The 13,512-nt window shown below is 68.9% G+C and carries 7 protein-coding genes; 5 read left to right on the top strand and 2 right to left on the bottom strand.

What is annotated here, in order from left to right; genetic code table 11:
* Positions 1 to 154: 154 nt before the first annotated feature.
* The 3 genes from ACOGI4_RS07810 (at position 155) to ACOGI4_RS07820 (ending at position 7,111) form a co-directional block, all read left to right on the top strand.
* Positions 155 to 2,500, top strand: a complete 2,346-nt coding sequence (locus ACOGI4_RS07810) for a heavy metal translocating P-type ATPase (protein WP_419841115.1) — start codon at positions 155 to 157, stop codon at positions 2,498 to 2,500.
* 68 nt (positions 2,501 to 2,568) lie between these two features.
* A complete protein-coding gene (gene katG, locus ACOGI4_RS07815; RefSeq protein ID WP_419843111.1) occupies positions 2,569 to 4,710 on the top strand; it encodes a catalase/peroxidase HPI in 2,142 nt (713 codons plus the stop codon).
* A gap of 115 nt (positions 4,711 to 4,825) precedes the next feature.
* Positions 4,826 to 7,111: a xanthine dehydrogenase family protein molybdopterin-binding subunit gene (locus ACOGI4_RS07820; protein WP_419841116.1), complete on the top strand. Its 2,286-nt coding sequence runs from the start codon at positions 4,826 to 4,828 to the stop codon at positions 7,109 to 7,111.
* Here ACOGI4_RS07820 and ACOGI4_RS07825 read toward each other — a convergent pair.
* Both ACOGI4_RS07825 and ACOGI4_RS07830 read right to left on the bottom strand, forming a co-directional pair.
* Complete coding sequence (locus ACOGI4_RS07825; protein WP_419841117.1) at positions 7,062 to 8,291, bottom strand: LLM class flavin-dependent oxidoreductase; 1,230 nt, start codon at positions 8,289 to 8,291, stop codon at positions 7,062 to 7,064. The two genes, ACOGI4_RS07820 and ACOGI4_RS07825, sit on opposite strands and share 50 nt — an antisense overlap.
* Before the next feature lie 24 nt (positions 8,292 to 8,315).
* Complete coding sequence (locus ACOGI4_RS07830) at positions 8,316 to 10,229, bottom strand: alkyl/aryl-sulfatase (RefSeq protein WP_419841118.1); 1,914 nt, start codon at positions 10,227 to 10,229, stop codon at positions 8,316 to 8,318.
* A 73-nt stretch (positions 10,230 to 10,302) separates the two neighbouring features.
* Between ACOGI4_RS07830 and ACOGI4_RS07835 the strand changes: the two genes are divergently transcribed.
* Positions 10,303 to 11,142: a TauD/TfdA dioxygenase family protein gene (locus ACOGI4_RS07835; protein ID WP_419841119.1), complete on the top strand. Its 840-nt coding sequence runs from the start codon at positions 10,303 to 10,305 to the stop codon at positions 11,140 to 11,142.
* A 63-nt stretch (positions 11,143 to 11,205) separates the two neighbouring features.
* The gene (locus tag ACOGI4_RS07840; protein ID WP_419841120.1) at positions 11,206 to 13,485 is read left to right on the top strand and encodes an arylsulfatase; all 2,280 of its coding nucleotides are present in this window, start codon (positions 11,206 to 11,208) and stop codon (positions 13,483 to 13,485) included.
* The last annotated feature ends 27 nt before the right edge of the window (positions 13,486 to 13,512 follow it).

The following is a 13,512-nucleotide window of genomic DNA, read 5'->3' on the forward strand; positions in this document are numbered from 1 at the left end:
GCATACTCTCGTGTGCTTGGCAGGAATGGACAGCGGTGGGCAACCGAGGCCTGTGCAGAAAAAGCCCTCTGCAGACATAGCTGCGGTGGGCAAAGTGGTTGGCGCGAGACGCGGACATCGCTGCGCGGGCGCGTAGTGTGGGGTGGTGGGCGCTGTGACTGCCCGGTCCGAGTTCGCTGTCGGCGGCATGACGTGTGCTGCGTGCGCGAGCAGGATCCGCAGCCGTCTCGACGAGCTGGACGCCGTCGCGCAAGCGCAGGTGAACTTCGCCACGCGACGGGCCACCGTGGTTCACGACGGATCGCTCGACATGGCCGGTCTCGCGGCCGAGGTCGCCGCGCTGGGGTACTCGGCGGTTGCTGAAGGCGACGCCGAAGCTGCCGAGCGGCGCCGCCTTCGTGAACTCTCGGTCCGGCTGACAGTCGCCGCAGTGCTGACGTTGCCGGTCGTGGTGGTCTCGATGCTGTCGCCCTTGCAGTTCCGCGCCTGGCAGTGGCCGGCGGCGATGCTGGCGAGCGGCGTGATCGTGGGCGCGGGGTGGCCATTTCACCGGGCGGCTGGAGCGAATCTCCGGCAGCGCAGCGTGACGATGGACACGCTGGTGTCGTTGGGGTCCCTGTCGGCGTTGGCGTGGTCGGCGGCGGTCACGGTCGCGGGCGTCGGCGACGGTCACGTCTACTTCGAGACGGGTGCGGTGATCGTCACGCTGATCTTGCTGGGCAAGTGGCTGGAGCTTCGGGCTACCCGCCGCGCCGGCGACGCCATCCGGTCGCTCGCCGCTCTGGGTGCGCGCACCGCCCGCTTGGTCGACGGCCGCGAGATCCCGATTGCCGACCTGGCCATTGGGATGCGCTTCGTGGTGCGCCCCGGGGATAGGATCAGCACCGACGGCGTCGTCATTGACGGGCGATCCGCTGTCGATGCGTCGATGGTCACCGGCGAGGAAACGCCGGTCGAGGTCGGGCCCGGCGACGAGGTGATCGGCGCCACAGTCAACGCCCACGGCGTGCTCGTGGTGGAAGCGACCAGTGTCGGCGCCGACACGGTGCTGGCCCAGATCATCCGTCTGGTCAGTCAGGCCCAAGACGGCCGAGGCGAAGTGCAGCGGCTCGCCGATCGGGTGTCGGCGGTGTTCGTTCCCGTCGCGATGGCCGTCGCCATCGTGACGCTGGCGACGTGGCTGCTGCTTGGCGAAGCTGGCGGCGCAGCAGTGAGCGCTGCAGTCGCAGTGCTGATTGTTGCCTGCCCGTGCGCGCTCGGATTGGCGACACCGCTGGCGATCTTGGTGGGAACTGGGCGCGGTGCCCAGCTCGGCGTGATCATCAAGGGAGGAGACGTCCTCGAGGACACCCGGTCGATCGACGTCGTGCTGTTGGACAAGACCGGCACGGTCACCGAGGGCGCCATGACACTCGCCGATGTACGTGCAGGAACGCTCCCGTCCGCTGAGCGCGACGAAGTGCATCGTCTGGCCGCAGCAGCCGAGACGCTGTCCAGCCATCCCATCGCTGTGGCCATCGCCGGATCGGTCGACAGACCGCCCGACGCTCGCGACATCAAGTTCACTCCGGGCGTGGGCGTGACGGCCTCGGTAGGTGGCGTCGAGATACGTGTCGGCCGCCGCAGCCTGTTCCACGATGTCGCGGCATCGGTCGAAGCGCTCGCCGCAGACGCCGAGGCCTCAGGAGCAACCGCTGTGCTCGCCGGCCGCGGCGGCAGCGCCGAGATCGTGCTGGTGGTCGCCGACCGCGTCAGGCCGACGTCGGCTGCGGCGGTTGCAGCGTTGCAGGCGCAAGGGCTGCAGGTGACCTTGCTGACCGGCGACAACCGACGTACCGCCCACCGCGTAGCCGCCGAAGTCGGCATCGATTCGGCGATAGCGGAGGTCTACCCCGACGACAAAGCCGCAGCGGTGAAGGAACTGCAAGCCGCCGGCAAGCGAGTGGCGATGGTGGGAGACGGTCTCAACGACGCCCCTGCACTTGCCCAAGCCGACTTGGGCATCGCCGTCGGCACCGGCGCCGACGTGGCCGTCGAGGCGTCCGATCTCACGGTGGTCAGCGGCGACCTGCGGGGCGTGGTGGATGCGATCGGGCTGGCGCGTCGGACGCTCGCGACCATCAGGGGCAACCTGTTCTGGGCGTTCGTCTACAACGCAGCAGCTATCCCGCTGGCGGCATTCGGCGTCTTGAACCCCATGGTGGCCGCCGGCGCTATGGGGGCGTCGTCGCTGTTCGTGGTCACCAACAGTCTTCGGCTGCGGCGGTTCCGCGGCAGCCGTCATCTGCCGGTACTGACCTCGCCTTCGCCACAGCCAGCATCCTGGACGTCGCGGCCCGAGCTCACCCTGGGCCGGACGTACACTGGCCACGGATCGCCCCCAGAACACCGCAGCGCCGAACCGGGCAGTTCAGCACAGGGAAGTCCGGTACGTGAGCGCCCGGTGCTTGACAGCCCAATACTCGACAGCCCAGTACCTAACAGCAAGGAGCAACAGTGAGCGACGACAGCACCTCCACCACGACACCTTCGGGCGGAAGCTGCCCGGTACTGCACGAGCAGGCTTACATGGGCTCGCTGGCCAACCAGCGCTGGTGGCCCGAGCAGCTCAACCTTCGCCCGCTGGGCAAGAACTCCCCGTTGATCGATCCCAACGGCGAGAGGTTCGACTACGCCGCGGCATTCGAGAACCTCGAACTCGCAGCCGTCAAGGCCGACCTCGCAGCGGTGATGACAACTTCGCAGGACTGGTGGCCGGCCGACTTCGGCCACTACGGCCCGCTGATCATCCGCATGACGTGGCACAGCGCCGGCACCTACCGCGTCCACGACGGGCGTGGCGGAGGCGGCTCGGGCACGCATCGGTTCGCACCGCTCAACAGCTGGCCCGACAACGCCAACCTGGACAAGGCCCGCCGGCTGCTGTGGCCGGTCAAGCAGAAGTACGGCAACAAGATCTCCTGGGCCGATCTGATGATCCTGGCCGGCAACGTCGCGCTGGAGTCCATGGGCTTCGAGACGTTCGGCTTCGGAGGCGGCCGCGTGGACGTCTGGGAACCCGAGGAGGACATCTACTGGGGTCCCGAGACGGTCTGGCTCGACGACCAGCGCTACAGCGGGGAGCGCGACCTGGCCAATCCGCTCGGCGCTGTGCAGATGGGCCTCATCTACGTCAACCCCGAAGGACCCAACGGCACGCCGGACCCGCTGGCCGCAGCCCGAGACATCCGCGAGACCTTCGCGCGCATGGCCATGAACGACGAGGAGACGGTCGCGCTGATCGCAGGCGGCCACACCTTCGGCAAGACCCACGGCGCCGCCGACGGCGACGTGCATGTCGGCCCCGAGCCCGAAGGCGCCGCCCTGGAGGAGCAAGGCTTCGGCTGGACGAGCACGTTCGGCAGCGGCAAGGCGGGCGATGCGATCACCAGCGGCCTCGAAGGCACGTGGACGCCCACGCCCGTGTCGTGGGACAACACGTTCTTCGAGGTGTTGTTCGGCTACGAGTGGGAGCTGACCCGCAGCCCGGCGGGCGCGCACCAGTGGGTGCCGACCGATCCCGCCGCGGCCGGCACCGTGCCCGACGCACACGATCCGTCGAAGCGTCACGCTCCGGTGATGCTCACCACCGACTTGTCGCTGCGGATGGATCCGATCTACGAGCCGATCTCGCGGCGCTTCCTGGAGCATCCCGACGAGTTCGCGGACGCGTTCGCCCGAGCCTGGTTCAAGCTCACCCATCGCGACATGGGCCCGGTGGCGCGCTACCTCGGCCCGGAAGTCCCCGATGAGGAGCTCATCTGGCAGGACCCGGTGCCTGCCGTCGACCACGACTTGGTGGACGACGACGATGTCGCGGCGCTGAAATCCACGATCCTCGACGCGGGCCTGTCCGTCCCCGAACTGGTGAAGGCGGCATGGGCATCGGCGTCCACGTTCCGCGACAGCGATCTACGCGGCGGTGCCAACGGCGCCCGCATCCGGCTGGCGCCGCAGAACGGCTGGGAAGTCAACGACCCAGCCGAGCTGGCGAACGTGCTCGCCGTGCTCGGGGGCATCCAAGCGGCGTTCAACGACGCGCACGACGGTGCGAAGCGAGTGTCCTTGGCCGACCTGATCGTTCTCGGCGGGTGCGCTGCTGTCGAGCAGGCAGCCCGCGCCGGAGGACACCAGGTGACGGTGCCGTTCTCGCCTGGCCGCACCGATGCCACACCAGACCAGACCGACGCTGATTCGTTCGCCGTGCTCGAGCCCACCGCCGACGGCTTCCGCAACTACTGGCGGCCTGCCGACAAGCGTCGGCCGGAGGTGATGCTGATCGACCGGTCGAGCCTGCTGTCGCTGACCGCGCCGGAGATGACGGTGCTGGTCGGCGGCATGCGGGTGCTCGGCGCCAACACGGGAGGCTCGTCGATGGGAGTGCTGACCGACCGTGTCGGTGTGCTCACCAACGACTACTTCGTGAATCTGCTCGACATGAGCACGCAGTGGCAGGCCGCGGACGCCGAGCATGTCTACGACGGCTGCGACCGCGTCTCGGGCGCGCTCAAGTGGACGGCCAGCGCGGTCGACCTGGTGTTCGGTGCGAACTCGCAGCTGCGAGCGATTGCGGAGGTCTACGGCTGCGACGACGCCGAGGCCAAGTTCGTGGACGACTTCGTGTCAGCCTGGGCCAAAGTGATGGACCTCGACCGCTTCGATCTGCGATAGCCCATTCTGCAGCCGATGCAGGCTTAAGCCGATGCAGTCCGAGACCGATTCGGTCTGACGCCGACGTGACGTGCCTCCAAGGGTGGCACGAACTCACTGAGACTACGTTGCGGCCATGACGACATCGGGATTCGACGGTCGACGCGAGGATGAGCCGCTGCTGCGAGGCTGCGGCACCTACATCGACGGGCTCGATGTCCCCGAGCTGGCCGGCGCCGCGCACGCCGCCTTCGTGCGCTCGGCCGAGGCCCACGCGCGGCTCGCCTCGGTAGACGTCACCGAGGCTCGGGCGGCCGACGGCGTGGTCGCCGTGTATCTCGGGCCCGAGGTGGACGGCTGGCCGTTCCCGCCGCGGCTTCCGTCGATGAACCGCGATCTGTGGCGGCCCCTGATGGCCGCCGACACCGTCCGCTTCGTCGGCGAGCCCATCGCCGTGGTGGTCGCCGAGACCCGCGCCGCTGCCGTGGACGCCGCCGAGCTGGTCGTCGTGGACTACGAGCCGCTGCCGCCAGTGGTGGACCTCGATGCCAGTCTCGCCGGCGAGACCTTGGTGCATGAGCACGCCGGCACCAACGTGGCACTGGCTTGGGAGCTTGCCGAGCTGCCGAGCGAGGTGTGGGACGGCTGCGACGTGACCGTGGAGTTCGACCTGTGGCATCCGCGGCTCGGTCCGCACCCCATCGAGCCGCTGTCCGGCGCCTCGCGCTGGGGTCCCGACGGTCGCTGCACCGCTTGGGTGTGCTCGCAGCGACCGGCGGGCGCCAAGCACGTCATCGAGACGCTGCTCGGCCTCGAACACGGCACCGTGCGGGCCATCTCGCCCGACGTCGGCGGCGGCTTCGGCGCCAAGGGCGGCTGGGGCTGCTATCCCGAAGACGTCGTGGTGGCGTGGGCGGCACGCCGGCTGGACCGACCGATTCGCTGGGCACAAACCCGCTCGGAGGCCTCCCTGGCGATGGGCCATGGGCGAGCATCACGTCACCGGGTCCGCATCGGCGGCAACCTCGACGGCACCATCGTGGCCTACTCGGTGGACGCCCTCCAAGACAGCGGGGCCTTTCCGGCGATGGGCACGAACGTCACGACGAACCTGCGCAACAGCGGCACCGGCGTCTACGACATCGCGCACGCCACACTGCGCGGCACTTCGGTGGTCACCAACACCACCCCCACGGTGGCCTTCCGGGGCGCCGGTCGCCCCGAGGCCGCGTGCTCAATCGAACGAGCCGTGGATCGGTTCGCTGCGGCGATCGGCCGCGATCCGCTGCAGGTGCGACTCGCCAACCTGGTGCCCGCGGACCGGTTCCCCTACCGCACGGCTGTGGGTGCCACCTACGACAGCGGCAACTACACCGATGCACTGCTGATGGCAGCAGAGCTGGCCGACTACGACGGCCTGCGGGCAGAGCAGACCGCTCGCCGATCAGCCGGAGTCGGCGACAGCGACGGCGACACGCTGCTCGGCATCGGCGTGAGCTGCACCACCGAGGTGACCGGCGGCGGCGAAGGCGAGCGCGCGACGGCGTTGCTGCTCGAAGACGGCACCGTCGAGGTGGTGGTGGGAACGTCGCCTCACGGTCAAGGTCACGAGACGACGTTCGCTCCCGTCGTGGCCACGCAGCTCGGCCTCGACGCCGCGCAGGTGGTCATCTCGCACGACGATTCGGATCGCTCGCCCGTCGGCGGAGGCACCATCGGCTCCCGCTCCGCGCAGCTCGGAGGCTCAGCGGCTCACGGTGCCGCGGTCAAGCTGGTCGCAGCAGCCCGTGAGCGTGCCGCGGCGCTGCTCGAAGCTGATCCCGGCGACATCGTGCTCGACGCCGATCGCGGCCGGTTGCACGTGATCGGAACGCCGGCCCGCTCGCTTGGCTGGTCCGATCTGGCTGCCGAGGGCGAGCTGCGTGCCGAGCATCACTTCCGGCCAGAGGGCGGGGCGGGCTCGTTCTCGTTCGGCGCTTGCGTCGCGGCGGTGGAGGTCGATGCCGCGACCGGCGAGGTCGCTCTTCGGCGCCTGCTCAGCGTCGACGATGCCGGAGTGATCTTGCAGCCGGTGCTGGCGCACGGGCAAGTACACGGCGGTTTGGCGCTGGCGGTCGGCGCGGCGCTGTACGAGCAGATGCGCTACGACGACCACGCCAACCCGATCACCGTCGGCCTCGCCGACTACGCCATGCCCTCAGCCGCAGAGCTGCCGTTCTTCGAGACACACGAGACGGTGACGCCGTCGCCGCTGAATCCTCTGGGCGTCAAAGGCATCGGCGAGTCGGGCACGGTCGTGGCCACGCCCGCGATCCACAGCGCCGTGCTCGACGCGCTGTCGCCGCATGGCGTCGAGCATCTCGATCTACCGCTCACCCCGGAGAAGATCTGGCGGGCTCTGCAGCGTTCAGCGGCGGCGTGAAGCCAGACTTGGGGGTACCGGCGCCCTCCAGCGCTGCGGCCGCTCGCTCATTCTCGAAGATCTTCGCCAAGATCGCCTTGCCGGCGCGGTCGAAGTACTCCCGGTTGGCAATCACATGCTCGTTTGACTCGACCATCGGGGCCAGCTGACCGTTGACCGCCGGGATGACGTGCCGCGCCACTAGGTCCCAGCTGCGGAACATGGCTTCGGGTTCGGCCCAGTCATTCACGAACCCCATCATCACGCCGAATCCGCCGGTGATCTCCTGCATCAGCAGGATGTTCTCGATGAGGTCGTCCGGCGTGCCGATGACGCCAGCTGAGGTGTCCGGGTTGGCGTAGAAGTCGATCGCTTCGGCCGTCGACGACAACGGCTGGAGTCCCGGACGTTGCAGCGTGGCGACGTTGTAGTCGTTGTGCCACTGCAGCAGGCCGTGCTCGACGTCGCGGCGAGCTTGGTCCCGTGTGCGTGCAACGTGGAAGTTGAACATCACCCGCCAGTCCGCCCGGTTCACCGTGCCGTCGTGCTTCGCGGCGGCGTCCTCGGCGAAGCTCCACTGCAGCGGCAGCGATGCCAAGCCTTCGGTGGACATGGAGCCGACCGACAGCACACCGAGGCTGTGCTTGCCTGCCAGCGTCATGCCCGACGGGCTGATCATGGACGCCGTCGCCATCGGGATCTGGCGCTGGTAGGGCAGGATCTGCAGCTTCGCGTCGTACATCTGGAACCAGTCGCATTCATAGGTGAAGCGCTCGCCGCCGGCCAGCAGCCGCTGGATGACCGGAATGGCCTCGTCTTGGCGATCTCTCAGCACCATCGGGTCGATGCCCAGCGTGTGGGCGTCGGACGGCAACGCACCCGGCCCGGTGCCCAGCATCGCCCGCCCGAAGCTCATCTGGTCCAGCTGGACGATGCGCTGGGCGACGTTGAAGGGGTGGTGGTAGGGGATCGAGGTGACGCCGGTTCCCAGCATGATGCGCCCGGTGCGCACCGCGGCGGCAGCGAGGAACATCTCCGGCGAGCCGATGGTCTCCCAGCCGGTCGAGTGATGCTCGCCGCACCAGAACTCGTCGAAGCCCAGCCGGTCGAGGTGTACCACGAGGTCCAGGTCCCGCTGCAACTGCAGTGCGGGACTCTCGCCGGGCAGGTGATGCGGTGCCAGGAATGCTGCGAATCTCACGGCCGCGACGCTACCGATGCGCGTTCACGGCTCGATGAGCGCTGCCGGAGCGAGGCGGGTGAGACTGCCCAGCAGCGAGTACACGAGTTCGGCGTCGCCGTCGATCTCGGCACCCGACAGTGCATCGGCATCGTCGAGCGCGGCGGCCAGCGTCGCCCGGTCGGTACGCACCGAAGCTGCCGCGTCCGGGTCGGCGACGTGTGCTCGATGATGGATCGCTGAGCGTCCCACGCCGAGCACGTGGTGCTCGCCCAGGTCGCTCAGATGCAGATTGATCGTGAACGGCCCGGCGGTGAACGCGTCCGGGTCGAACCGTACGCCGATGACGTCGATGAAGTGCTCGGCGGTCATCGCGCCGGACATGTCGCGTGTCGGCACCCGGCGCCACGTGGGCGACCCCTGTCGCAGCTCCTGTGCGCCCATCAGGTAGGCGTTGCGCCACGTGGCAGATTCGGACTGGTAGCCGAGCTGCTCGAGCGCATCGGCCTGCAGCAGGCGGGCTGTCCGGTTGGACGGATCCGCGAACACCACATGGTTGACGACCTCGGCCACCCAGCGGTACTCGCCGCGGTCGAAGCACTCGCGGGCCCGCTCCAGCACCGCGTCGGCGCCGCCCATGAACTCGACGTAGTTGGCGCCCGCTGCGGCCGGCGGCAGCGGATCCAGGTTGGCCGGGTTGCCGTCGTACCAGCCCAGGTAGCGGTTGTAGACCGAGCGGCAGTTGTGCGACACCGTGCCGTAGTAGCCGCGGACGTGCGACTGGTCGAACTCCGAGGGCAGCGCCAGCTGCGCGGCGATCTCGGTCGGTCGGCGCCCCAGGTTGGCCAGACGCATGGTCTGGTCGTGCATCCAGCGGTAGACGTCGCGCTGCATCGACAGGAACGCCCGCACGTCTGGGTTGCCGAATCGGGGCCAGTGGTGGCTGGCGAACATGACCTCGGTGCCGTCGCACCACAGGTCGATGGCTTGCTGGATGTACTTGCTCCACGCGAGCGCGTCACGCGTCTGAGCGCCGCGGATGGGGTACAGGTTGTGCAGTGTGTGCGTGCAGTTCTCGGCCATGCACAGCAACCGCTTGTCCGGGAACCAGAAGTTCATCTCGGCGGGGGCCTCGGCATCGGGCGTGTACTGGAAGACGATCCTGATGCCGCTGAGCGTGCGTTCCTCGCCGGTGTGCTCGATGGTGTCGGTGGGCGCCAGCAGGTCGGAGCGGGCCATGCCCACTGTCGTGCCCAGGCCGCAGTCCACATGGCCGCGGGGACCGGGCGCCAGCAGCGGTCCGAACTGGTACGCGGCGCGCCGACCCATGATCGGCCCGGCGATCACGAACTCGCTCACGACTTCTTCGAGGAACCCGTCGGGTGCCACGATCTGCACGTCGCCGCGGGCCACGGCCTCGGCGCTGGTGACGCCCAGCACGCCGCCGAAGTGGTCCACATGGGAGTGGGTGTAGATGATCGAGTTCACGGGCCGCGCGCCCAGCGTGCGGTTGGCCAGCTCCAGTGCAGCCGCGGCCGCGGGCGCATTGGTGAGCGGGTCGATGATCAGCCAGCCGTCGGCGCCGGCCAGGAACGTGATGTTGGCGATGTCGTAGCCGCGCACCTGCCACACGTCCGGCGCGACTTCGAACAGGCCGTGGCGCGCATTGAGGCGGGCTTGGCGCCACAGTCCGGGATGCACCGAGGGCGGCGCGTCCGGGGACTCGCTCACGAAGGCGTGACGGGCCACGTCGTACACGACGTGATCGTCCATCGTGACTCTGCCGTCGTCGAGCTGCGCGATCAACCCGCGGGAGGCTCGCTCGAAATCTCCCGGATCGTCGAAGGAGATCATCGCGGCGGCCGCCGCCCGGTTGGCCGCGACGGTGACGTCCGTGGGCGCTTTGGGCTGCGGCGGCTCGTCGTCGCGGGCAGTGTTGGAGTTCGAGGCTGCGGGCACAGCCAATCTCTAGCAGAACGTCGGCGCGGCGGCTTCGTTGACTCGCGGGCGCAGAGCGGCTAGAACTCAGCAGATGAGCTTCACCGTGACGCCCACCGGTGCGGCGCTGGGCGCCTTCGTTTCGGACATTCGCCTCAGCGAGATCGGGGCGGCCGAGGGCCGCGGCCTCATCGAAGCGCTCGGCGAGCACGGAGTGTTGTTCTTCCGCGGCCAGGAGCTGTCGCCGGCTGAGCACATTGCGTTCGCCCGCTCGCTGGGCGAGATCGACACCAATGCGTTCTTCGCTCCCAACGAGGACTTCCCCGAGATTGCCGAGGTGCGCACCCGCCCCGAGAACGCCTACGTGATCGGTGAGGCGTGGCACACCGACCACTCCTATGAGACTGCGCCGGCGCTCGGCTCCATCTTGGTGGCGCGCCGTCTTCCGTCGCGCGGCGGCGACACGGCCTTCAGCTCCATGTACGCCGCCTATGAAGCGTTGTCGGACGGCATGAAGGCCACGCTGGGCGGACTGCGGGCGGTGCATTCCTCGTACGAGGCGTTCGGCGTGGGCCTGTCGAAGCTGCCCGAGTCCGAGCGCAACGAGCGCTTCAAGGACAGCTACCCCTTCGGCCCCGACGTCGTGCATCCGGTGGTCATCTCCCATCCGGTGAGCGGCCGAGCGGCGCTGTACGTGAACCGCTCGTTCACGACCCGCTTCGACGAGTGGACCGTACACGAGAGCCGTCCGCTGCTCGAGTTCTTGTTCGAGCACGGTGCCAGCGTCGAGTTCACCTATCGGTTCAGGTGGGCGCCGGGTTCGGTGGCGATCTGGGACAACCGCTGCACGTGGCACAAGGCGTTGAACGACTATCGCGGCGAGTCCCGCTTGATGCATCGGATCACGCTCAAGGGCTGCGCGCTGGCCGCGTAGTTCCGGCAGCGCCTTCCGGCGGCTCGCACGCTGCGGAGACCGTCGTCGTGCTAGACGAAGGCAATGCGAGATCGCGCACGCCCCCGTATCACTGCCGCCGAACGAGAGCCGAGCTGGGCGCCGCGGCCGGCACCGCCGCAAGGCGCGCCCAACGTCGTGGTGATCGTGCTCGACGACACCGGGTTCGCGCATCTGGGCTGCTACGGCAGCGACATCGAGACGCCGAACATCGACCGGCTCGCGGCAGGCGGGCTGCGCTACACCAACTTCCACACCACGGCGCTGTGCTCGCCCACGCGGGCGTGCCTGCTCAGCGGTCGCAATCACCACTCGGTCGGCATGCGGTTCCTGTCGAACGTGGACACCGGCTTCTCCAACTGCCGCGGGGTGATCGCGCCGTCGGCCGCCACGTTCGCGCAGGTGCTGTCGGGCCACGGCTACGCCACGTTCGCGCTGGGCAAGTGGCATCTGGCCAACTTGGAGGACTGCGGGCCGGCGGGGCCGTTCGACCATTGGCCGCTGCGTCGTGGCTTCGACCGCTTCTACGGCTTCCTCGGCGGCGCCACCGATCAGTACTCGCCGGAGCTGGTCATCGACCATCATCCGGTCGACCCGCCGAGCCGGCCCGGCTACCACCTCTCTGAGGACTTGGCGGACCAGGCCATCTCGATGATCGCTGCGCAGCAGGCCACCGCGCCGTCGCGCAAGTTCCTGGCCTACCTGGCCTTCGGCGCCACACATTCCCCGCACCAGGCCCCGCAGCAGTATCTGGACAAGTACCGAGGCCGATTCGACGACGGCTGGGACATCGTGCGGGCGCGGTGGTTCGCGCGCCAACAGGCGCTCGGCGTGGTGCCCGCAGACGCGGAGCTGTCTCCGCGCAATCCGGGGGTGGCGCCCTGGGCGGAGCTCGACGCGGACCATCGGCGTCTCTACTGCCGGATGCAGGAGGCCTTCGCCGCGTTCCTGGACCACACCGACGACCAGATCGGACGGCTGATCGACTGGCTGGAGTCGGCCCGGCTGCTCGACGACACGCTGATCGTGCTGCTGAGCGACAACGGCGCCTCCCAAGAAGGCGGACGCCACGGCCTGGTCAACGAGAACGTGTTCTTCAACCGCCGGCGAGCCGAGGTGGCCGACATGATGCCGCACATCGACGAGATCGGCGGACCCAACCTGTACAACAACTACCCGTGGGGCTGGGCGCAGGCCGGCAACACGCCGCTGCGCTTCTACAAGCAGAACACCTACGAGGGCGGCATCCGCGACCCGCTGATCGTTCACTGGCCGAGCGGGATCGCCGACGCGGGCGGTGTTCGCGACCAGTACCACCACGTCATCGACGTGATGCCCACGATCCTCGACGTGGTGGGCGTGGACCCGCCGGCCGAGTTCGGCGGCATCGCCCAGCAGCCGGTGGAGGGCGTGAGCATGGCGCCGACGTTCGAGGCCGCCGCTGCGCACGCTCCCTCGGCTCGCACGGTCCAGTACTACGAGATGCTCGGTCACCGGGCCATCTACGCGGGCGGCTGGAAGGCCGTCACCATGCACCGTCAAGGGACGCCGTTCGAGTCCGACGAGTGGGCCCTGTACGACACCCGCAGCGACTTCGCTGAGATCCACGACTTGGCCCAGACCCACCCGGACAAACTGCGCGAACTCATCGAGCTGTGGTGGCACGAGGCCGACAAGCACAACGTCTTGCCGCTCGACGACCGCGGCGTGGAGCTGTTCGTGCTGCGCCGACCGGGCGCCGACGCCGAGCAGGCTGTCCAGCGATTCCCGGCCGGCGTGCCGCATCTCGACCGCTTCAAGGCGCCCGACGTGCGCAATCGCTCCTTCGAGATCGTGGCGTCGGTGGACACCGCGCCAGTCGATGTCGGCTCGGGCGCGGACGGTGTGCTGGTGGCCAGCGGGTCGCGCAGCGGCGGGCTGGTGCTCTACGTCGAGGGCGGCCGCCTGACGTTCGAGTACAACTGCCTCGGCCGGCCGTACGTTGTGCGGGCGGACCGGCCCGTGCCCTCAGGCGAATGCGAACTCGGCGTGCGCTACCGCAAGCATGACGAACACGCCGGCGTGGCGACGCTGTGGCAGCGCGACGGTGCCGCTGGCCACACGGTCGAGCTGGGCGCGGTCGAGCTGTCCACGATGCCCTTCCGGCAGTCCCTGTACGGCATGGACGTCGGTCGCGATCTCGGTCCCACCGTGAGCACTGCTTACGACGGGCCCAACGAGTTTGCCGGAGTGCTGCGCTGGGTCGAGTTCCGGCTGCACGACGACCGTGCCGACCTGCGAGCCGCGGCCGCAGTGGAAGCCGAGAACGCGCTGGTAGACCAGTAGCGCCGCACCGCCAGCGCCCTCGTCTTC

The sequence above is a fragment of the Candidatus Poriferisodalis sp. genome (assembly GCF_965205175.1).
Taxonomy (GTDB): Bacteria; Actinomycetota; Acidimicrobiia; order Acidimicrobiales; family Poriferisodalaceae; genus Poriferisodalis.

What these genes read in the sequence shown, in the direction of transcription:
- katG (WP_419843111.1), top strand. Translation starts at nt 2,569, where the DNA reads ATGGGCTCGCTGGCCAACCAGCGCTGGTGGCCCGAGCAGCTCAACCTT.
- ACOGI4_RS07820 (WP_419841116.1), top strand. Translation starts at nt 4,826, where the DNA reads ATGACGACATCGGGATTCGACGGTCGACGCGAGGATGAGCCGCTGCTG.
- ACOGI4_RS07835 (WP_419841119.1), top strand. Translation starts at nt 10,303, where the DNA reads ATGAGCTTCACCGTGACGCCCACCGGTGCGGCGCTGGGCGCCTTCGTT.
- ACOGI4_RS07840 (WP_419841120.1), top strand. Translation starts at nt 11,206, where the DNA reads ATGCGAGATCGCGCACGCCCCCGTATCACTGCCGCCGAACGAGAGCCG.